Raw genomic sequence first — 20,786 nt, 5'->3', positions numbered from 1 at the left:
TCCTTTCGGCGGGCGGGCCTCAGCCCGCGATCTTCTCGACCGATGCGCCCCACGCCGTGTTGAGCTCGGCGAAGTAGCTGTCCTTGTCGCCGCCGGCGGCGCCGCGGGCGATGTCGATCAGCTTCTGGCGGTAGATCGGGCCGTACAGGTCGACCTTGGAGTCGTCGGCGATCTCGTTGATGAGACCCTCCTTGCCCGCCGGGGCGGGGTTGATCTCCATGAGCTCCACGCCCGCGTCGGTGAAGCCCTGCAGGTTCGGCGGCAGGTCGGCGCTCTTGAGGGTCGAGATCATGCCCTGGTCCTCGGTGTAGCCCGACTCTTCGACGAGGAACTTGATGAACGCCCACGAGGCGGCCTTCGACGCCGAGTGCTTGCTGACGGCCAGGTTGTAGTCGCCGCCGATCACGGCGAGCTGCTTGCCGTCGACGTTGGCCGGGAAGGCCATGTAGCCGATGTCGTCGGCCGAGGCGCCGTTGTCTTCGGCCGCGGTCTGCATCTGCGAGATCGCCCACGATCCGAGGGTCATCGTCGCGATCTTGCCGGTGCCGAGGTCGATCTTCGACTGCTCCCAGTTGGTGGTGAGCGGGTCGTCCTCGGTGAGGCCGGCGGCCACCGAGTCGAACAGCAGCGAGTCGATGGCGTAGACGTCGGTGCCCTCGGTCCAGGGGGCCTTGTCCTCGGCCATCGTGATCGGCGCGTCGGGGTCGTCGGTGACGACGCCCAGGTTGCCGAAGCTCTGGGTCAGCGGCCAGCCGTCCTTGTAGTTCGTGTAGAGCGGGATGGCGTCGGTGGAGTCCTTGATCTTCTGCAGGTCGGCGAGCCACTCCTCCTCGGTGGTCGGCGGCGTGGTGACGCCGGCCTCCTCCCACACGCGCTTGTTGTAGACCACGCCGTTGGCGTTGCCGCCCCAGGCGATGCCGTACTGCGTGCCGTCGAAGCTGGCCGCCGGCAGGAACCGGTAGGTGTCTTCGAAGCTCGAGGTGTCGCCGAGCGGCTCGAGGAACTGGTCGTACTGTTCGGGCTTGATGGCCGGGATGCCGATGACGTCGCCGTAGTTGCTGGTGCTCATGCGGGTGAGCATCTCGCCGGCGTAGTCCGTGATGCCCTCCACGGTGACCTTCACGTCGGGATAGGTCTTGTTGAACTCGGCGATCCATTTGTCGTAGGTGCCGTCCTCGACGAGGTCGGTGCGCCAGGTCACGACCTTGACGTCGCCCTTCACCTCGCCGTCGAGCGTGTTGTCGGGGTCGGACGAGCCGCTCCCGCCGCCGGCGCAGCCGGCCAGTGTGATCCCCGCGGCGACGAGCCCCGCGATGGCCACGATTGTCTTGCGTGCCATGTTCTCTCTCCTTGTCAGGTTCACCCTTGAAACCGTCACGTGCCGCCCGCGCGTCATCGTCGAGGGCTCGCGCGGCCCACAGTAGACCGCCGCCCGACGCCCTGACAAGCATGAAATGTCAACGCTGTCTCGCCGTGTCCGCAGACATCTGTAAAGCGCGGAACTAATTCTGATCGGGGATTTGTCGCTGACATGCCGGGTTATCCGTCTCTTTAATGTCTCCGGAATGTCCATCGTCGTCATCCGGCACCGACACTGGTAGCCTGGGCGCGACGGGAGGGCCGATGGCGGTTCAACAACGTGCGACGCTGGACGATGTCGCGAGGCTGGCGGGGGTCAGCTCGAAGACCGTGTCCCGGGTGTTCACCCAGCGCGAGCTGGTGGCCGCGCAGACCGTCGAGCGGGTGCTGACGGCCGCCAAGCGGCTGCGCTTCCGCCCCAACACCCTGGCCCAGGGCCTGCGACGCGGGGGCGGCACCAAGACGGTCGGCTTCATCATCGGCGAGCTCGGCAACCCCTTCTACTACAAGGTCGCCGCCGGCATCGAGAAGGAACTCTCCGCCCACGGTTTCAGCCTCGTGGTCGCCACCACCGACGACACCGAGGAGGGGGAGGGCCGCGTGGCCGACGCGCTGCTGTCGCAACGGGTCGGCGCCCTGCTGCTGATCCCGGTGAGCGACGACCAGTCCTACCTGGAGGGGGAGCGTCAGCTGGGCACCCCCGTCATCGCCATCGACCGACCGGCGCGCAGTCTCGTGGCCGACTCGATCGTGCTCGACAACCGCACCGGCGTGCTCGAGGCCACCCGCCGCCTCACCGCGCGTGGCCACCGCCGCATCGCCTACGTGTGCAATCCCGCGTCGGTCTACACGCAGAGCGAGCGGCTCGCCGGCTACCGGCAGGGCATGGCCGAGGCCGGGGTGGTCGACACCTCCCGCTGGGAGATGCTGCGCGACGACCTCGACCTCGACCCCACCGTCATGGTCCGCGCCGTGCTGGACGGCCCCGACCGGCCGACGGCGATCATCACCGGCAACAACCGGATGACCATCGGCGCCCTGCGCGCCATGCGCGAGCTCGACGACCAGGGGCGCACCGCGCTCATCGGGTTCGACGACTTCGACACCGGCGACGTGCTGGGGGTGACGGTCGTCTCCTACGACCCGCTCGAGCTCGGCCGCCGTGCCGCGCGCCTGGCGATCGAGCGCATCGCCGACCCCGCCGGCTTCACCCAGCAGATCACCCTGCCCACCTGGATCATCGAGCGCGGCACGGGCGAACGCCCGCCCGCGGGGGAGCGAACGGCATGACACCCACCGACATCGTCATCGAGGCCCACGGCGTGGCCCTGCTCCTCGAGGTGCCCGCACAGGGCCTGCCGCGGGTGCTGCACTGGGGCGCGCCGCTGGGCGAGCTCACCGCCGACGACCGCCGCGCGCTGGCCCGCGGGCTCAGCCGGCAGACCCCGCCGGGCACGCTCGACGCCGCGTGGGAGGCGACGATCCTGCCCGCCGAATCCGACGGCTGGACCGGTCGCCCCGGACTGCAGCTGCGCACCGCCGCCGGCATCGTCGTCTCGCGCTGGGCGGTCGAGGACGTGCACGCCGACGCGGATGCCGTGACGGTGACCGCCCGCGACGAGACCGCCGCGCTGCAGCTGACGTGGCGGGCGCAGATCGCCGCCGGAGGCGTCGTGTGGGTGGACGCCGCGGTGCGCAACGACGGCGAGGGCGCGGTGGAGGTCGGCTGGCTCGAGCCCACCCTCCCGGTGCCGACCACCACGACCCACCTCACCTCGTTCGACGGGCGCTGGACGCGCGAGAAGCGCCCCGTCACCACGCTCGTGCCCGCCGGTGCGGTCGCCCGCCAGTCGCGGCGGGGCCGCCCCGGACACGATGCGCCGACGGCCGGCATCCTCTCGGTCGGAGAGCCCCGCTGGGAGTCGGGCGAGGTGTGGGGCGTGCACACCGCGTGGTCGTCGGATGTCACCTACCGCACCGACCGCCTCACCGACGCGGTCACCGTGGTCGGCGCGGGTGAGCTGCTGCGCCCCGGCGAGCTCGTGCTCGCCCCCGGCGACGCCTACGCCGCCCCCGCCGCCGCGTTCGTGTGGAGTCCGGCGGGCCTCGACGGCTTCGCGGCCCGGGTGCACACCTGGTTGCGCTCGCGCCCGCAGCACCCCGCCGCACCGCGTCCGCTCACCCTCAACACGTGGGAGGCCGTCTACTTCGACCACGACCCGCAGCGGCTGCTCGCCCTCGCCGAGCTGGCCGCCTCGGTCGGCATCGAGCGGTTCGTGCTCGACGACGGGTGGTTCCAGGGGCGCCGCGACGACACCACGAGCCTCGGCGACTGGGTCGTCGACCGCGCCGTGTGGCCCGACGGCCTCGACCCCCTCGCGCAGCGCGTGCATGCGCTGGGCATGCAGTTCGGGCTCTGGTTCGAGCCCGAGATGGTCAGCCTCGACTCCGACCTCGCCCGCGCCCACCCCGAATGGCTGCTGCACGACGCGTCGCACCTGCAGCACGACCGGTCGCTGTCGTGGCGCTCGCAGTACGTGCTGAACCTCGCCGAGCCCGGCGCCTACCGGCACGTGCGCGATCAGATCTCGGCGCTGGTCGAGCGGCTCGGCATCGACTTCATCAAGTGGGACCACAACCGCGACCTCGTCGACAGCATGCACGCGGGGCGCCCGGGCGGCCACGACCAGATGCACGCCGTCTACCGCCTGTTCGCCGAGCTGAAGTCCGCCCACCCCGGCCTGGAGATCGAGTCGTGCTCCAGCGGCGGCGCGCGCACCGACCTCGGCATCCTGCAGGTCGCCGACCGGGTGTGGGCCAGCGACTCCAACGACCCCGTCGAGCGGCAGGACATCCAGCGGTGGACGGGGCTGCTGCTGCCGCCCGAGCTCGTCGGCGCCCACGTCGGGCCCGAGGCCTCGCACAGTTCGGGGCGCACGACCGACCTCGCCTACCGCATGGCCACGAGCCTCACCGGCTCGGCCGGGTTCGAGACCGACATCGCCGCGCTGAGCGCCGACGACCTCGCCACCGTGTCGGCGTTCGCCGGGCTCTACCGCGAGCTGCGCGGCATCGTCCACGGCGGTGCGGTGTCGCATCCCGATCTGCGCGACCCGGCGTGGCGGGTCACCGCGTTCACGACGGCGGATGCCGCGGCCGCGGTGGTCGTCGTCGCCACGGTGCGCAGTCTCGAAGACGCCCGCCCCGAGCGCCTGCGCCTGCGCGCGCTCGACCCGGCGGCGCGCTACCGGGTGCGGGTGCGGGGCGAGATCGGCCCCGCCCGCAGCGCCTCGTGGATCACCCCGGAGTGGTTCTCGGCCGGCGCGATCGAGCTGCCCGGCGCGGTGCTGCGCGAGGTGGGCCTGCAGCTGCCCGCGCTGTGGCCCGCCCAGGCGTTCGTGCTGCACGTCGAGCGGGTCTGAGCCGGCGCGGGATATCTCGACATCGAGATAGTTTCCGCCGGTGCGTTAGGCTGGGCATCGACCCCGCGACGCTCACACAGAGAGATCACACGTGCCTGAGTCCACCATCATCTACACGTACACCGACGAGGCTCCGGCGCTGGCGACGGCCTCGTTCCTGCCGATCATCCAGGCCGTCACGGGCCAGGCGGGGGTCGACGTCGAAACCCGCGACATCTCGCTGGCCGGGCGCATCCTCGCCGCCTTCCCGCAGCGGCTCACGCCTGAGCAGCAGGTCGGCGACGCGCTCGCCGAGCTCGGCGGCCTGGCCACCCTCCCCGAGGCCAACATCATCAAGCTGCCGAACATCTCGGCATCCCTGCCGCAGCTGAAGGCGGCCATCGCCGAGCTGCAGGCCCAGGGCTACGACATCCCCGACTACCCCGACGAGGCCGACGCGGTCGAGGCCAAGGACGTGCGCGCCCGCTACGACCGCATCAAGGGCTCCGCCGTCAACCCGGTGCTGCGCGAGGGCAACAGCGACCGCCGTGCGCCGTTGTCGGTGAAGAACTACGCGCGCAAGCACCCGCACCGCAACAAGGCGTTCGCCGCGGGCTCGAAGACCCGCGTGGCCACCATGGGCCACGACGACTTCAAGAGCAACGAGAAGTCGTGGGTCGCCGCGCACGACGACGTGCTCAGCATCCGTCACATCGCCGCCGACGGCACCGTGACGGTGCTCAAGGAGGGCCTGAAGGTGCTGCCGCGCGAGATCATCGACGCCACCTTCCTGTCGGCCGCCGCGCTCGACGCGTTCCTGGCCGAGACCCTCGAGGCCGCCGCCGCCGAAGACGTGCTCTACTCGGTGCACCTCAAGGCCACCATGATGAAGGTCAGCGACCCGATCATCTTCGGCCACGTCGTCAAGGCCTACTTCGCCGACGTGTTCGACAAGCACGGCGCGGCACTGGCCGCCGCCGGGCTCACGCCGAACAACGGCCTCGGCGCGATCCTGTCGGGTCTGGACGCCGTCGAGGGCGGCGCCGAGATCGCCGACGAGATCACCGCGGCCCTGGCCGCCGGCCCGCGCCTGTCGTATGTCAACTCCGACAAGGGCATCACCAACCTGCACGTCCCGAGCGACGTGATCGTCGACGCGTCGATGCCGGCCCTCGTGCGCAACGGCGGCAAGCTGTGGGGCGTCGACGGCGGCGAGGACGACACCCTCGCGGTCATCCCCGACTCCTCGTACGCCGGCGTCTACCAGGCCGTCATCGACGATGTCATCGCCAACGGCCCGCTCGACCCCGCCACCATCGGCACCGTGCCCAACGTCGGACTCATGGCGCAGGCCGCCGAGGAGTACGGCAGCCACGACAAGACGTTCGAGATCGCCGCGCCCGGCACCGTGCAGGTGCTCGACTCCGACGGCACCGTGCTCATCGAGCACGAGGTCGGCACCGGCGACATCTGGCGCGCCACGCAGACCAAGCACATCGCCGTCATGGACTGGGTGCGCCTGGCCGTCTCGCGGGCGAAGGCCACCGGCTCGCCGGCCGTCTTCTGGCTCGACGTGAACCGCGCCCATGACGCGCAGCTCATCGCGAAGCTCCACCAGGCGCTGGCGACGCTCGACACCCACGGCATCCAGATCACGATCCTGCCGCCGGCCGAGGCGACGCGGTATTCCCTCGCGCGCATGCGCCAGGGGCTCGACACGATCTCGGTCACCGGCAACGTGCTGCGCGATTACCTCACCGACCTGTTCCCCATCCTCGAGGTGGGCACGAGCGCCAAGATGCTGTCCATCGTGCCGCTGCTGGCCGGCGGTGGCCTGTTCGAGACGGGAGCCGGCGGCTCGGCGCCCAAGCACGTGCAGCAGCTCCTCGAAGAGGACTACCTGCGCTGGGACTCGCTCGGCGAGTTCTTCGCCCTGGCCGCGTCGCTCGAGCACCTCGCGCAGCGCACCGGCAACGCGCGGGCCCAGATCCTCGCCGACACGCTGGATGCCGCCACCGGCACGTTCCTCGAGAACGACAAGTCGCCGGGGCGCGCCCTCGGCACGATCGACAACCGCGGCAGCCACTTCTACCTGGCGCTGTACTGGGTGCAGGAGCTGGCCCGGCAGAGCGCCGACGCCGAGCTGGCCGCCGCGTTCGCCCCGGTCGCCGAGCAGCTCGCCGCCGCCGAAGACGCCATCGTCGCCGAGCTCAACGCCGTGCAGGGAGAGGCCGTGGAGATCGGCGGGTACTACCACCCCGACGCCGCCCTCGTGGCCACGGTGATGCGCCCGTCGCAGACGCTCAACACCATCATCGACGGCATCGGGGCCTGAGCCCCCGCTGTCTGTGACAAGGGGCCGGATGCCATGGCATCCGGCCCCTTCTCGTTGCTGCGAGTGGGAGGGTGGTGCAGGGTCGGTGCGGCGCGCGGCGGGGGCGGTGTGTGTCGGGGGACGGCACCTGTCTCGGAGCTTTCGGCCGGAATCCTCCGAGTTCGGTGCGGTTCTCCGAGTTCGGATGTCACAGGCGCACGATGCCGGGGTGCGACCGACGTGCTCCATCTCCCGCGCCGCGCTCTCGGCTCACGCAGTTCGGAGGACGGCACCCGTTTCGGAGCTTCCGGCCGGAATCATCCGAGTTCGGTGCCGATCTCCGAGTCGGGACTCCGCAATCGCCGGATGCCGGACCCGCCTGATCCCCGACGCTGGATGCCGGGGTGCGACCGACAGGTCATCTCCCGGTGCGCGCACTCAACGTGCGCAGTTCGGAGGACGGCGCCCGTCTCGGAGCTTTCGGCCGGAACCCTCCGAGCGAGGGGCCGATCTCCGAGTTTCGGGCTCCGCAATCGCCGGATGCCGGACCCCCCGGATCCCCGACGCTGGACGCCGGGGTGCGACCGACAGGTCATCTCCCGGTGCGCGCACTCAGCATGCGCAATTCGGAGGACGGCGCCCGTCTCGGAGCTTTCGGCCCGAATCCTCCGAGCGCGGTGCCGATCTCCGATCGCGGATGCCGCGGGGCAACGCCCTGCGCGACCGACCAGGCCGACCCGGCCGACCGGCCCCGCCCCGGCGTCAGACGCGCGCGGCGAGGAAGGCGGCCTGGCGCAGGAACTGCACGGCCTGCCCGCCCTCGTGATCGTTGTAGGGGTAGACCTCGATCTGCTTGTCGGCGCCCTGGTAGTGGTTGAAGGCCGCGTACACGGTGGACGGCGGGCAGGTGAAGTCCATCAGGGCGACCGAGAAGAGGGTCGCGGCGGTGGCGCGCTTGGCGAGGTTGGCGCCGTCGAAGTACGAGAGCGTCTCGAAGACGCGCTGCTCGGCGCCGCGGTGCACCGACAGGTAGCGCACGACCTCGTTGTAGGGGTCGCGGTCGGTGAAGCCGATGGCCCGCTCGAAGTGGCAGAGGAACGGCACCTCGGGGAGCGCGGCGACGAGTCCGTCCGACAAACCGGCCGCGGCGATCGCGATGCCGCCGCCCTGGCTGGCGCCGGCCACCGACACGCGCGCCGGGTCGATGCCCGGGAGGGTGCGGACGGCGTCGATCGCGCGCACGGCGTCGGTGTAGACGCGGCGGTAGTAGTAGGACTCGGGGTCGTCGATGCCGCGGGTCATGTAGCCGGGGAAGGCGGCGCCCGAGCCGTGCGGGTCGGCGGTCGCGCCGCCGGTGCCCCAGGCCGACCCCTGGCCGCGGGTGTCCATCACGAAGTGCGCATAGCCGGCGCTGGCCCAGCCGAGCTTCTCGCCGATGACGCCGCGTCCGCCGCCGTAGCCGATGTATTCCACGACCGCGGGGAGGGGGCCCTCGATGCCGCGCGGCACGATCAGCCACGCCTTGACGGGGTCGCCGGCGAAGCCCGGGAACGTGACGTCGAAGACGTCGACGGTGTGGAACGGCGACTCGGCCGCGGTGACGACGACCTCGCCGCCCGCGGCGCGCGCCTCGGCGATGGTCGACTGCCAGAAGGCGTCGAAGTCGGCCGGCTCACTCACCTCCGGCAGGTACTCGGCGAGTTCGGCGGGAGACAGATCGAAGCGGGGCACACCCACATGCTAGCGCCGCGACGATCCCCGGCGAAGCGCTTCGACGCGCGTGGCGGCGCGACAAGCGTCAGCCCGGATCCGGGCCCTCAGCGGAGGGTCAGTCGTGGATCCAGACGTCGGTGCCGGTGGGTGCCCAGTCGTAGAGCTGCTTGGCCTTGGAGTTGGGCATGTTGACGCAGCCGTGGCTCATCTGGTTGCCGAAGTTGTTGTGCCAGTAGGCGCCGTGGAAGCCCTGGTCGCCGTTGAAGTACATGACCCACGCCACGTTCTCGACGCGGTAGCCGTACTTCGAGCTGGTCATGGTCTGCGACGGCGTGCGCCACCCGATGTTGAACCGACCGGTGTGGGTGGGCGTCTCGTCGAGGCCGCTCGAGATCGGCCACGTCATGACCGTCTCGCCGTTGGACTTCGCCCAGACGCGCTGCTCGCTGAGGTCGACCTCGAGCAGGTAGGCGGCCGTCTTCGTGGTGTGCGCGGTCACCTCGACCGGCAGCTGGTAGACGGCGTTGCCCGAGGCCAGCTGGGCGGCGAAGTCGTTGGCGATGCCGGCGGTGTCGCCCAGCGCGCGGCCGTCCTGGCCGTCGGTGGTGGTGCGCAGCACCTTGCCGGCGGCGTTGGTGATGACCGTCGCGTCGACGGGGGCCTGGTCGACCTGGGCGGCGAGGCCGTCGACGGATGCCTGGATCTTCGCGGCATCCGCGCTGACGGCGAACTCCCCGTCGGCGCCGGGGGCGACGGTGATCCAGCTGGCGGCGGTGGCGGCGTCGACCGGAACGGTGCGCTCCTCGCCCACATAGAAGCCGATGTTCTGCAGCATCCCGTTGAGGCTGCTGGCGGTGCCGTCGGCCTTCGCGGTGCCCGCCGGCGCGGCCACAGGGGCGCTCTCGGGCTCGATGACGGGGGCCGTGGTGCCCGCGGCGAAGGCGTCGGTGACGGCGGCCTGCAGGGCCTCGACGTCGACGCCGGTGCCGTCGACGGCGGGCGTGACGACGTAGGCGGCGCCGTCGAAGGCGATCGCGGCCGGAACCGGGTCGGTGTAGAGATCGGGCGCGGCGGCCGCGAGCGCGGCGGTGGCCGTGTCGGCGTCGAGCGTGATGGGCGCCTCGATGGGCTCGCCGAACCACGCGGTGACGTTCCAGAGCGGATGCTGGTCGAACGCGGCCTGCGCGAGCGCTTCGGCGTCGACGGTCGCGCCGAGGTCGGCCGCGGTGAGGGTCGGCCCGGACGTGCCGAGGGTGACGGTCGTGGCATCCAGGCTCTGCTGCACGGCATCGGTGGCCGCACCGGCGGTCTGCCAGCCGACCGGAACGCCGGCGACCGTCGTGCCCGGCGCGATGAGCACGAGCGAGGCGGCGGCCGCACCGCCGACGACGAGGGCGGCCGGAATGCCGATCCACAGCGCCAGGCGCAGGCGGCTCTTCTTCTTCGGCTGCGGCTCGGCCCACTGCACGGGGGCGGCGGCGTCCGACGGGTCGCCGGAGTCAGCCCCGAACTCGGGCTTGGTGGTCAGGTCGGTCACGGCGTCTCCCCCCGGAATGGCGCCACGGCGCCACCCCATGATAAAGGATGCCGCGAGCCCGGCCCTCGCCGGGGCGGCGCCGTGATGCAGACGTGATGCAACCGTGCTTTCGGGCCGGTCAGCGGCACAGTCCGGTCAGCTGCACAGGGCGGCGAACTCGCCGAAGGCGTCTTGGATGTCCTGCGCCGGCTGCTGCAGGTCTCCGACGCGGCCGAGGTCGCCGCCGGCGACGGCGCCCATCACATCGGCGGCCTCGGCGAAGTCCTGCTGCAGACGGGGGAGGAGCGCGCCGACCTCGCTGTTCGACACGGCGTCGCCGGCCTCGCCGAGCGAGGCGGCCATCTCGTCGAACGACTCCGCGGCAGCGGCCGGGTCGGTCGGATCGATCTTCTGGAACCCGTCGACGGCCGCCGTGACGGCGGCGCCGACCGACGCGCACGCATCGGCGGTGGACTGCCCGCCGTCGCCCGCCCCGCCCGCTCCGCCGGACGCCGAGCCGTTCTGGTCGGCGGTGCACCCGGTGAGCAGGGCGGCGGTGACGGCGGTGGCGGCCAGCAGCAGCGGCAGACGGAGCTTCACGGGGATCCCTCTCGGGCGCGCGGGCGCCGACGATGTGCGGACGGATGCCGTCGGGGCGGGGCCCGACGCGGACGCGCCCACGGTAGCAAGACCTCCTGACGTTCCCCTGGCGGCGTCCGCACCGCATCCGCCGCGCGAGTGCCGCCCGCGAGCGCCCGCGCGACACGCGGGGCGGAAACACTTGCGCCCGCACAGGTTCGTAAGGTGTACTAACAAATATGGACACGATCGCCCGCGCCCCTCGTCAGGCTGCCAAGGTTCTGCCCGAGCACGCGCGCACGCACAACCGCGCGCTGGTGCTGCAGAACCTGTTCCATCAGGGCGCGATGAGTCGGGCCGATCTGTCGCGCGCCACCGGCCTGACCCGGGTGACCGTCTCCGACCTCGTGGCCGCCCTCATCGACGACGGCCTGGTCGTCGAAGGAGGGGTGCGCGCCGCCTCCGGGCCGGGCAAGCCCGCCGTGCTGGTCGACATCGCCCGCGGCGCCCACCGCATCATCGGCCTCGACCTGTCGCGCGCCGACCGGTTCACGGGCGCCGTCATGACCCTCGACGGTGAGATCCTCGCCCGCGACGAGAGCCCGGTGCCCGTGGGCGCCGACGCCAGCCTCGCCGCAGCGACCGCCCTCGCCCAGCGGCTGGTGGCCCTCGCCGACGCCCCCGTGCTCGGCATCGGCGTCGGCTCGCCCGGCATCGTCGACGATCACGGCGTCGTGCTGGTCGCCCCCAATCTCGAGTGGACCGCCGTCGCCCTGCAAGACGAGCTGGCCACCGCCACCGACCTTCCTGTGCTCGTGGCCAACGATGCCGACGCCGCCGTGCTCGCGGAGTACACGCTGGGCGACGCGGCCGCCGACGTGCTGCTGGTGCGCGTGGGCCGTGGTGTGGGCTCGGGCCTGCTGATGAGCGGGCGCCCCATCCGCGGCAGCCACTTCGCCGCGGGCGAGATCGGCCACGTCACCGTCGGCACCGACGGCGGCCCGCGCTGCGCGTGCGGCAAGACCGGATGCCTGGAAGCCTGGCTCGCCGTTCCGCAGCTGACCGCGCGGCTCGAGGCCGGCGACGCGCCCCGCGACGACGTGCTGCGCGACGCGGGGGAGCGCCTGGGCATCGCGCTGGCGCCGCTGGTGGGCGTGCTCGACCTCGGCGAGATCGTGCTGTCGGGTCCGGCCGACCTGCTGGCGGGCACCCTGCTCGACACCGCCGCGCACACCGTGCGCACCCGTTCCCTGGCGCGTTTCCACGACTCGGTGCGCATCGGCCTCAGCCGGCACGGCGACGACATCGTGCTGCGCGGCGCCGCGGTCATGGTGCTCTCTGCGCGCCTGGGCGTGTCGTGAGCCGGCGCGCCGTCGCCGCCCGAACCACCCGCAGCGCATCGTGACCGGCCTCCTCAGCCCGGCATCCGTCAGCGGCGCCCTCCGGGTGGGCTTCGACGTGGGCGGCACCAAGATCGACGCGGTCGTCGTCTCCGACGCGGGCGAGGTGGTGCTGCGCGCACGCCGCCCCACCGGGTGGGGAGCGGATGCCGTCGTGACCGCCGTCTCCGAGACCGCCGAGACCTTCGCCGCCGAGCTCGGCATCTCGACATCGGGGTTCGCCTCGATCGGCATCGGCATCCCCGGTCAGGCCGCCGCCGACCAGCGCTCGATCACCCACGCGGTCAACCTCGGCATCGACTACCTCGACCTGGCCGCCGCGATCGAGCCGCGCCTGGGCACGCGGGTGCGCACCGAGAACGACGTGAAGGCGGCGGCGCTCGGGGCGGCGGCCCTCCACGGCGGCACCGGCACGATCGCGTACCTCAACCTCGGCACCGGCGTCGCGGCCGGGTTCGTCACCGACGGCGTGCTGTGGCGCGGCGCGCGCGGCACCGCCGGCGAGGTGGGGCACGTCAGCATCGACCCCCGCGGACCCGAATGCCGCTGCGGCCAGACCGGCTGCATCGAGATGTTCGTCGGGGGCGGCGCGCTCGCCCGCCGCTGGGGACGCCCCGTCGACCACGCGGTGCGCGACATCTTCGACGCCGCCGACGACGGGGATGCCGAGGCGATCGGCATCCGCGATGGATTCGTGTTCGGCGTGGCCTCGGCGATCCGCCTGATCACCCTGTCGGTCGACCCCGATTTCACGGTTCTGGGGGGCGGCGTGACCGGCCTCGGTGACCGTATGCTGACTCGCGTGGTGGCTGAGCTCGAGCGGGGGGCGTCGACGTCGGCGTTCCTGCGGTCGCTCGAACTGACCGCCCATCTCGAGGTGCTGCCGGCGGGATCCCCCGTCGCGGCCCTCGGCGCGGCCCTCGTCGGCGCGCAGGCCCATCAACAGGAGGTCACCGTCCATGGCTGAGATCGTCATCGTCCCCTCGCCGGCGGCGGCCGGAGTGCTCGTCGCCGACGAGATCGTCACGCTCGTCACCACCCGCCCCGACGCCGTGCTCGGCCTCGCGACCGGGTCGACCCCGCTGCCGGTCTACGAGGCGCTGCGCCCCCGTTTGCAGGGCGTGGACGTGTCGCAGGTGCGCGGGTTCGCGCTCGACGAGTACGTCGGCATCGACCCGAACCACCCCGAGAGCTACCGTTCGGTCATCACCAAGGAGGTCGTTGAGCCGCTCGGCCTCGATCCGGCCCGCATCCACACGCCCAACGGCGCGCTGGCGACCATCTCCCACGCCGGCGAAGACTACGAGCGCGAGATCGCCGCCGCCGGCGGCGTCGACCTGCAGATCCTCGGCATCGGCACCTCGGGGCACATCGGCTTCAACGAGCCGGGGTCCTCCTTCTCCTCCCGCACCCGCGTGAAGACCCTCATCCAGCAGACCCGTGAGGACAACGCGCGCTTCTTCGACTCGATCGACGACGTGCCGATGCACTGCATCACCCAGGGCCTGGGCACCATCCTCTCGGCGCGGCACCTGTTCCTGCTCGCCTTCGGCGAGGGCAAGGCCCGCGCCGTGGCCGGCGCCGTCGAGGGCCCGGTGACCTCGTCGCTGCCCGGCTCCGCCATCCAGCTGCACCCCCACGTGACCGTGGTCGTCGACGAGGCCGCCGCCTCGCAGCTGAAGAACGCCGACTACTACCGCTACGCCTTCGCGAACAAGCCCGACTGGCAGGGGCTGTAGGCCGCCCGTCGGTCTGCTCGGTGCGGGCCCGGGTGCGGCGAAGTCGGAGGATGCCACCCAGCTCGGAGGAATCGGGGCGAAAGCTCCGATGCGGGTGACGGTCTCCGAGTTCGGTGAGGGATGGCATCCGGGCGCGTGAGACGCAGCATCCGAGGTGCGTGCGGGCGGCATCCCCCGGGGCTGGCTGGCTGGCTGCCCCGGGGTGCGGGCCCGGGTGCATCGGAACCGGAGGATGCCACCCAGCTCGGAGGAATCGGGCGGAAACCTCCGAACTGGGTGACGGCCTCCGAATTCGGGGAGGGGTGGCATTCGGGCGGGTGAGGCGCAGCATCCGAGGTGCGGGCGGGCGGCATCCCCAGGGCTGGCTGGCTGCCCCGGGCAGGGCCCGGGCGTACGAAGATCGGAGGATGCCACCCAGCTCGGCGGAATCGGGGCGAAAGCTCCGATCTGGGTGACGGTCTCCGAAATCGGCAAGCCACGAGCCCCGCGGGGTCAGCGGTCGAAGACCTTGCCCGGGTTCAGGATGCCGGTGGGGTCGAACACCCGGGCGATGTCGCGCTGCAGCTGCCACTGGTCGTCGCCGAGCTCGTCGGCCAGCCAGCGGCGCTTGAGCACGCCGACGCCGTGTTCGCCGGTGAGTGTGCCTCCCAGGCGCAGCGCGGCGCGGAACAGCTCGTCGGCGGCCTCCCAGATCTCCGGCGGCACCTCGGGGCCTGCGAACACGAAGTTCGGATGCAGGTTGCCGTCGCCGGCGTGGCAGACGGTGGGGATGCGGATGCCGTAGGCCCGCTCGATGCGTGCGATCTCGTCGAACATCTCCGGCAGGCGGCTGCGGGGCACCGACACATCCTCGATGAGGGTGGTGCCGAGCGTCTCCATGGCCGGATGCATCGACCGGCGGATGCGCCACAGCAGTGCCGCCTCCGCCTCGCTCTCGGCCAGCCGCACGGTGCCGCCCGCGGCGGTGAGCACCGCCGCGATCTGCTCGGCCTCGGCGTCGGCGCCCGGGCCGTCGGTCTGCACGGTCAGCTGGGCGGCCTCGGCGGCGGGGGCGGGCAGCTGCAGCAGCCGGTGCACCGCGGCCAGCGACAGGGCGTCCATCAGCTCCATGATCGCCGGCTGCGCGCCCGACGCGGTCACCGCGGAGCTGCCCCGCGCCGCCGCGCGCACGTCGGGGAAGACGGCGGTGAGCGTGCGCGTGTGCGCGGTGCTGCGCCGGCGCAGCTTCAGCGTCGCGCCGACGATCACCCCGAGGGTCCCCTCCGACCCGATGACCAGCGACGTGAGGTCGAGCCCGGTCACGCCCTTCACGGTGCGGTGGCCGAGGTGCAGCAGCCGGCCGTCGGCGAGCACGATGTCCACGGCGAGCACCGCGTCGCGCACGACGCCGTACTTGGCGCACAGCAGCCCGCCGGCGCCGGTGGCGATGTTGCCGCCGACCGTCGAGATCTCGCGGCTGGCGGGATCGGGCGGCCACCACAGCCCGTAGGGCTCCAGCGCGGCATCCAGGTCGGCGTTGAGGATGCCGGGTTCGACGACGGCGAGCAGGTCGTCGGGCCGCACCTCGAGCACCCGGTCCATCCGCCGCACCGACAGTGCGATCTCGCCCGTGCCGGCGTTGGCGCCGCCGGCCAGGCCCGTGCCGGCGCCGCGGGTGACGACGGGGGTGCCGGTGGCGTGGGCGATGCGCAGGGTCTCCTGCACGTCGGCGACCGACGCGGCGTGCACGACGGCCAGCGGGGCGCCGCCCGCTGCGTGCCCCGACTTGTCGGCGCGCGCCAGATCGCGGGCGCCGGGAGAGGTGTCGACCCGGTCACCCAGCCGCTCGCGCAGCAGCCGGACGACGTCGACGCCCGTCATGCCGCCAGGCGACGGCGGCCGGCGAGCAGGCCCACGGTGACGGCGAACACGCCGTAGACGATGCCGATGAGGGCCTGACCGGCGGTCCACCAGGCGATGGTGGCGGCGGCGTAGACCATCAGCTCGACCAGGGCCCGGGCGAAGGGGTGCACGACGAACACGGCGCGCGGCGAGACGAACAGCGCCCACACCAGCACCGCCAGCAGCGGGGCGCCGATGCCGGCGACGATGTTCCACGGGAACGGCCAGGCCAGGAAGCCCCAGATCGCCAGCGACACGAACGCGAAGATCTCGGCGACGAAGGCGAGCACGTCCACGGCGGTCAGTGCCGGTCGGGTGCCCGCGGGCTGCGGCTGTGCCGGCGGCTCGGGGCGCACGGTGGGGAGCTCGGACATGGCTCCCAGTCTACGTCGAGGCGATGCGGGGCTCCGCGGGCCGGGCCCGCCGCGAGGAGGACGGAAGAGACGCCCGGATGCCGTCGAGCCAGCCCGGGGAGGCGCCCGGATGCCGTGCGGTCACGCCCCCGCCGGCACGCGGGTGCCGTCGACCCACACGCCCTCGACGTGGAGGTCGTCGTTCAGCAGCACCGCGTCGGCGACACCGCCGGGGCGCAGCGAGCCGTACCGGCCCGCCCAGCCGAACGCGCGGGCGGGCGTCGTCGTCAGGGCGGCGACGGCGGCCGGGAGCGGCTGCCCGCCGGCAACCACGAGGCGCAGCGCCGCGTCTTGGGTGAGGGTCGACCCGGCGATGGCCCCGTCGGAGTCGAGGCGCGCGATGCCGCGGTGCACCGTGACGGCAAGGCCGCCGAGTTCGTACGAGCCGTCGGCGGCGCCGGCGGCGGCCATGGCGTCGGTGACCAGGGCGATGCGGCCGGGGGCTCCCGCGAAGGCGAGGGCGACGACATCGGGGTGCACGTGCACCCCGTCGGCGATCAGCTCGAGCGTCACCCGGTCGTCGGCCATCGCCGCCACCACGGGGCCGGGCTCGCGGTGGTGGATGCCGGGCATGGCGTTGAAGGCGTGGGTGACGAGGGTCGCGCCCACGTCGAACGCGGCCCGGGACTGCGCGTAGGTCGCCGCGGTGTGACCGACGGCGACCACGACGCCCGCCTCGACGAAGCGCGCGACGGCGTCGAGGCCGCCGGGCAGCTCTGGGGCGAGGGTGACCTGGCGCACCGTGCCGCGACCGGCCCGCAGCAGCTGCTCGATCGCCGTCGCGTCGGGGGCGCGCAGCAGCGCTGCGGTGTGGGCGCCCTTGTGCGCGACGTCGAGGAACGGCCCCTCCAGGTGCGACCCGAGGATCGTGGCGTCGCGCTCGGCCGCATCGGCGATGACGGCCACGCGCGCGGCGAGGTCGTCGACCGAGGCCGTCACCAGCGACAGGATCGCCCGCGTCGTCCCGTGCGCCCGGTGCACGGCGCGCGCGGCGGTGATGGCATCCGCGCCGTCGTCGTAGGCCGCCCCGCCGCCGCCGTGATGGTGGATGTCGAGGAAGCCCGGCGTCAGCACCCGCCCCGCGCCGTCGATCGCCTCGGCGACCGTCAGCTGCCGCCAGTCGTCGCCGGTGCCCCGGCCGGCGACGACGCCGTCGCTGAAGGCCACCCACGCGGCATCCTGCACGGTGCCGTCGTCGACGAGCCGGACGGAGTGGATGACGGTGGTCATGGGGATCCTCGGTTCTCGGGCGCCGGTTCGTCGACGCCTCGGCTCACTGCTCTTCGTCGCGCCAGTCGATCTCGTCCAGCGCCGTGAAGGCGATGCCCAGACTCTGCCACAGCGGGCCGAGCGCGCCCACCCGGGTGCGGAACGACTCCCAGGTGCGCGCCGGGTCGGTGCCCACCGCGGGCGACCAGGCGGCCTCGGCGGCGGCGGTGATGCGCGGGAAGGCGAGCGCGTCGATGTCGGCGAGGCTGCGCACCGTCTCGGTCCACAGCGGCGCCTCGACGCCCAGGATGTCGTCGTCGCCGATCCCGTCGACGACCGTCGCCGGGTCCCACTCGTAGGCGCGCCGGGCCGAGGTGACCCCGCGCGCCCAGGTGAGACCGAGCGGCGAGTCGGCGTCGAACTTCATGTCGAGGTAGATCGCGTCGGCGGGGGAGAAGACGATCTTGCCGCCGCGCGCGACGAACGCGCGCGCCTTGGCGTCCATGCCGCCGGTGGGCGACACGAAGCCCCAGTACTGACCGACCGTGCCGCGGGCCAGGCCCGCCGCCGAGCCCGCCTCGTGCCAGGCCATCGGGGTCTTGCCCAGGCGGCGGATGATCTCGGAGGCCCGCGCGACGAACACGTCGAAGTCTTCGGGGCTGGTGCCCAGCGCCTCGTCGCCGCCGAGGTGCAGCCACGGTCCGGGGGTGAGCGCGGCCAGCTCGCCGAACACGTCCTCGAGGAACGCGTAGGTCGCCTCATCGTGGATCTTCAGCGACGAGAAGCCCACCGCCATCCCCTCGAACGCGGTGCCGTTGACGGGCAGCTCCCCGCCGTAGTCGCGGATGATCTGGCGGATGTGGTCGCTCAGCACCGGTTCGGCGCTGAGCTCGGGGTAGGCCAGCGACACGGCGTGCGTGTGCCCGGGGGTGTCGAACTCCGGCACCACGGTCATGTGCCGCGACGCCGCGAAGGCGACGATGCGCCGGTAGTCGTCCTGGGTGAAGAACCCGCCCGGGTCGCCGCCGACAGCGGATGCCGCGGCGCGGGCGGTCAGTTCGGGCCGGGACGCGATCTCCAGGCGCCACCCCTGGTCGTCGCTCAGGTGCAGGTGCAGCACGTTGAGCTTCAGCGACGCGGCGCGGTCGATGTAGGCCTCGACGGTGTCGACGTCGTGGAAGTGGCGGGCGACATCGAGCATCACGCCGCGGTAGGGGAAGCGGGGCGCGTCGTCGACCTCGACCGCCGGCACGCTCCACCCGCCGTCGCCCGCGCCCCGCTGCAGCAGCTGGCCCAGGGTCTGCACGCCGTAGAACAGGCCCGCCGCGTCGGCCCCGGTCACGGAGACCCCCGCCGCATCCGCGCGCAGCGTGTACGACTCCGCCGCCCCGGATGCCGCGTCGACGACGAGCACGACGGCGCGGGCCCCGTCGGGCGCCGCGCTGTCGGGCGCGGCGCCCTCCGCGGCGCCGTCGGGCAGGCGCAGGCCGGTGCGGGCGGTGATCAGCGCGCGCAGCGCCGCCACGGCATCCGGGTCTCCACGCAGCGCCGTCGCGGCGGTGAGCACGAACGGGCCGCCGTCGCGGGCGCGCAGCGCCGAGGGCAGGGGGACGATAGCGGGCTGGGTCACAGTTCCTCCGACAACGTTGTTAAGAGTCCTAACAAATAGCCTGGCATCAGCCTACCGGGTCGCGGCATCCGATATGCTTCCATCGTCGCGACTGGCGTTGAGGTGGGCCACCACCGGGGAGCGACCACATGGCTCATGACCGTACGCCTGGGTCGGCCGTGGTTTCGATAGACCGCCGCTGCCCGCGGCGGCACTCAACCACCGACAGACCAGGAGCTCGTCAATGACCGATTCCGTCTTCAACGCCCCGCTCGCCGAGGTCGATCCCGAGATCGCCGAGGTGCTCGAGCGCGAGCTGAACCGCCAGCGCACGTTCCTCGAGATGATCGCCTCCGAGAACTTCGTGCCGGTCTCGGTGCTGCAGTCGCAGGGCTCGGTGCTCACCAACAAGTACGCCGAGGGCTACCCGGGCCGCCGCTACTACGGCGGCTGCGAAGAGGTCGACGTGGCCGAAGAGCTCGCCATCTCGCGCGCCAAGGCGCTGTTCGGCTCGGAGTTCGCCAACGTGCAGCCCCACTCGGGCGCCTCGGCCAACGCCGCCGTGCTGCACGCCATCGCGCGCCCCGGCGACACCCTGCTGGGCCTCTCGCTCGACCAGGGCGGCCACCTCACGCACGGCATGAAGATCAACTTCTCGGGCCGGCTCTACAACATCGTCGCCTACGGCGTCGACCCCGAGACCAGCATCATCGACATGGACGAGGTCGCCCGCCTCGCCCGCGAGCACCAGCCGAAGGTGATCATCGCCGGCTGGTCGGCCTACCCCCGTCAGCTCGACTTCGCGCGCTTCCGCGAGATCGCCGACGAGGTCGGCGCCCTGCTGTGGGTCGACATGGCACACTTCGCCGGACTGGTCGCCGCGGGCCTGCACCCGTCGCCGGTGCCGCACGCCCACGTCGTCAGCTCGACGGTGCACAAGACCATCGGCGGCCCGCGCTCGGGCTTCATCCTCACCAACGACGCCGACATCGCCAAGAAGATCAACACCGCCGTCTTCCCGGGGCAGCAGGGCGGGCCGCTCATGCACGTCATCGCCGCCAAGGCGACCGCGTTCAAGCTGGCGGCCACGCCGGAGTTCGCCGAGCGTCAGGGCCGCGTGCTGCGCGGCGCCGCGATCCTCGCCGAGCGTCTGTCGCAGCAGGACGTGAAGGATGCCGGCATCGCGGTGCGCTCGGGCGGCACCGACGTGCACCTCGTGCTCGTCGACCTGCGCGACGCCGCCCTCGACGGCAAGCAGGCCGAAGACCTGCTGCACGAGATCCACATCACCGTCAACCGCAACGCGGTCCCCAACGACCCGCGCCCGCCGATGGTCACCTCGGGGCTGCGCATCGGCACCCCGGCCCTGGCCACCCGCGGCTTCGGCGACGCCGAGTTCACCGAGGTGGCCGACGTCATCGCGCTGGCCCTGCAGCCCGGCGCCGACCTCGAGGCCCTCCGCGCGCGCGTGGACGCCCTGGCGGCCGCCTTCCCGCTCTACCCCGACCTGCAGCAGTAACCCCCGCGCGCCCCTCGCTCTCGCCCGCGAGAGAACACCCACCGGCCGAGGGAACGGGTCCCACCCGTTCTCTCGGCGCCCCGGTGTTCTCTCGCGGACAGGGGCGGGGGAGCGGCGACCCGGACACAGGAGGA

The 20,786-nt window shown here is 72.6% G+C and carries 15 protein-coding genes and 1 riboswitch; of the genes, 7 read left to right on the top strand and 8 right to left on the bottom strand.

Annotated elements, in window-relative coordinates; all coding sequences use genetic code 11:
- Positions 1–19 precede the first annotated feature (19 nt).
- Entirely contained in the window at positions 20–1,339 is a 1,320-nt protein-coding gene (locus tag N3K63_RS01060) for an ABC transporter substrate-binding protein (RefSeq protein ID WP_261578113.1), read from the bottom strand.
- Between the two features lie 284 nt (positions 1,340–1,623).
- On the opposite strand from N3K63_RS01060, the gene N3K63_RS01055 reads away from it, so the two are divergent.
- The 3 genes from N3K63_RS01055 to N3K63_RS01045 all read left to right on the top strand — a co-directional run bounded on the left by N3K63_RS01055 (position 1,624) and on the right by N3K63_RS01045 (position 7,095).
- Positions 1,624–2,649: a LacI family DNA-binding transcriptional regulator gene (locus N3K63_RS01055; RefSeq protein WP_261578112.1), complete on the top strand. Its 1,026-nt coding sequence runs from the start codon at positions 1,624–1,626 to the stop codon at positions 2,647–2,649.
- A complete protein-coding gene (locus N3K63_RS01050) occupies positions 2,646–4,781 on the top strand; it encodes an alpha-galactosidase (RefSeq protein ID WP_261578111.1) in 2,136 nt (711 codons plus the stop codon). Before N3K63_RS01055 ends, N3K63_RS01050 begins: the two co-directional genes overlap by 4 nt.
- Before the next feature lie 91 nt (positions 4,782–4,872).
- Positions 4,873–7,095 carry an NADP-dependent isocitrate dehydrogenase gene (locus tag N3K63_RS01045; RefSeq protein WP_261578110.1) on the top strand — a complete coding sequence of 741 codons (2,223 nt, stop codon included), beginning with the start codon at positions 4,873–4,875 and terminating at the stop codon, positions 7,093–7,095.
- Positions 7,096–7,836: 741 nt separating this feature from the next.
- Here N3K63_RS01045 and N3K63_RS01040 read toward each other — a convergent pair.
- From N3K63_RS01040 to N3K63_RS01030, 3 genes are all read right to left on the bottom strand, one after another.
- Positions 7,837–8,805, bottom strand: a complete 969-nt coding sequence (locus N3K63_RS01040) for an acetylxylan esterase (protein WP_261578109.1) — start codon at positions 8,803–8,805, stop codon at positions 7,837–7,839.
- A gap of 97 nt (positions 8,806–8,902) precedes the next feature.
- Positions 8,903–10,324, bottom strand: a complete 1,422-nt coding sequence (locus N3K63_RS01035) for a L,D-transpeptidase family protein (protein ID WP_261578108.1) — start codon at positions 10,322–10,324, stop codon at positions 8,903–8,905.
- Positions 10,325–10,459: 135 nt separating this feature from the next.
- Positions 10,460–10,903, bottom strand: a complete 444-nt coding sequence (locus N3K63_RS01030) for a hypothetical protein (protein WP_261578107.1) — start codon at positions 10,901–10,903, stop codon at positions 10,460–10,462.
- A gap of 218 nt (positions 10,904–11,121) precedes the next feature.
- Between N3K63_RS01030 and N3K63_RS01025 the strand changes: the two genes are divergently transcribed.
- From N3K63_RS01025 to N3K63_RS01015, 3 genes are read left to right on the top strand one after another with little or no spacing between them, the layout of a single operon-like run.
- Positions 11,122–12,243 carry an ROK family transcriptional regulator gene (locus N3K63_RS01025; protein WP_261578106.1) on the top strand — a complete coding sequence of 374 codons (1,122 nt, stop codon included), beginning with the start codon at positions 11,122–11,124 and terminating at the stop codon, positions 12,241–12,243.
- A 40-nt stretch (positions 12,244–12,283) separates the two neighbouring features.
- The gene (locus N3K63_RS01020; RefSeq protein ID WP_261578105.1) at positions 12,284–13,249 is read left to right on the top strand and encodes an ROK family protein; all 966 of its coding nucleotides are present in this window, start codon (positions 12,284–12,286) and stop codon (positions 13,247–13,249) included.
- A complete protein-coding gene (locus tag N3K63_RS01015; RefSeq protein WP_261578104.1) occupies positions 13,242–14,021 on the top strand; it encodes a glucosamine-6-phosphate deaminase in 780 nt (259 codons plus the stop codon). Before N3K63_RS01020 ends, N3K63_RS01015 begins: the two co-directional genes overlap by 8 nt.
- A 492-nt stretch (positions 14,022–14,513) precedes the next feature.
- On the opposite strand, the gene N3K63_RS01010 is transcribed toward N3K63_RS01015, so the two are convergent.
- The 4 genes from N3K63_RS01010 to N3K63_RS00995 all read right to left on the bottom strand — a co-directional run bounded on the left by N3K63_RS01010 (position 14,514) and on the right by N3K63_RS00995 (position 19,154).
- The gene (locus N3K63_RS01010) at positions 14,514–15,881 is read right to left on the bottom strand and encodes an FAD-binding oxidoreductase (RefSeq protein ID WP_261578103.1); all 1,368 of its coding nucleotides are present in this window, start codon (positions 15,879–15,881) and stop codon (positions 14,514–14,516) included.
- Positions 15,878–16,276 (bottom strand): YrdB family protein, encoded by a 399-nt coding sequence (locus N3K63_RS01005; protein WP_261578102.1) that lies wholly within the window; start codon positions 16,274–16,276, stop codon positions 15,878–15,880. Before N3K63_RS01005 ends, N3K63_RS01010 begins: the two co-directional genes overlap by 4 nt.
- 120 nt (positions 16,277–16,396) lie before the next feature.
- Entirely contained in the window at positions 16,397–17,545 is a 1,149-nt protein-coding gene (gene nagA / locus N3K63_RS01000; protein WP_261578101.1) for an N-acetylglucosamine-6-phosphate deacetylase, read from the bottom strand.
- A 43-nt stretch (positions 17,546–17,588) separates the two neighbouring features.
- Entirely contained in the window at positions 17,589–19,154 is a 1,566-nt protein-coding gene (locus N3K63_RS00995) for a beta-N-acetylhexosaminidase (RefSeq protein ID WP_261578100.1), read from the bottom strand.
- 77 nt (positions 19,155–19,231) lie between these two features.
- Positions 19,232–19,314, top strand: a riboswitch (ZMP/ZTP riboswitch).
- 63 nt (positions 19,315–19,377) lie between these two features.
- Between N3K63_RS00995 and glyA the strand changes: the two genes are divergently transcribed.
- Positions 19,378–20,652 carry a serine hydroxymethyltransferase gene (gene glyA / locus N3K63_RS00990; RefSeq protein ID WP_261578099.1) on the top strand — a complete coding sequence of 425 codons (1,275 nt, stop codon included), beginning with the start codon at positions 19,378–19,380 and terminating at the stop codon, positions 20,650–20,652.
- The last annotated feature ends 134 nt before the right edge of the window (positions 20,653–20,786 follow it).

Origin of the sequence: Microbacterium festucae (assembly GCF_025421715.1) — a bacterium.
GTDB classification, from domain to species: Bacteria; Actinomycetota; Actinomycetes; order Actinomycetales; family Microbacteriaceae; genus Microbacterium; species Microbacterium festucae.
This window is presented reverse-complemented; position numbering and strand designations above follow the sequence as displayed.

What these genes read in the sequence shown, in the direction of transcription:
- N3K63_RS01055 (WP_261578112.1), top strand. Translation starts at nt 1,624, where the DNA reads ATGGCGGTTCAACAACGTGCGACGCTGGACGATGTCGCGAGGCTGGCG.
- N3K63_RS01050 (WP_261578111.1), top strand. Translation starts at nt 2,646, where the DNA reads ATGACACCCACCGACATCGTCATCGAGGCCCACGGCGTGGCCCTGCTC.
- N3K63_RS01025 (WP_261578106.1), top strand. Translation starts at nt 11,122, where the DNA reads ATGGACACGATCGCCCGCGCCCCTCGTCAGGCTGCCAAGGTTCTGCCC.
- N3K63_RS01015 (WP_261578104.1), top strand. Translation starts at nt 13,242, where the DNA reads ATGGCTGAGATCGTCATCGTCCCCTCGCCGGCGGCGGCCGGAGTGCTC.
- glyA (WP_261578099.1), top strand. Translation starts at nt 19,378, where the DNA reads ATGACCGATTCCGTCTTCAACGCCCCGCTCGCCGAGGTCGATCCCGAG.
- N3K63_RS01060 (WP_261578113.1), bottom strand. Translation starts at nt 1,339, where the DNA reads ATGGCACGCAAGACAATCGTGGCCATCGCGGGGCTCGTCGCCGCGGGG.
- N3K63_RS01010 (WP_261578103.1), bottom strand. Translation starts at nt 15,881, where the DNA reads ATGACGGGCGTCGACGTCGTCCGGCTGCTGCGCGAGCGGCTGGGTGAC.
- N3K63_RS01005 (WP_261578102.1), bottom strand. Translation starts at nt 16,276, where the DNA reads ATGTCCGAGCTCCCCACCGTGCGCCCCGAGCCGCCGGCACAGCCGCAG.
- nagA (WP_261578101.1), bottom strand. Translation starts at nt 17,545, where the DNA reads ATGACCACCGTCATCCACTCCGTCCGGCTCGTCGACGACGGCACCGTG.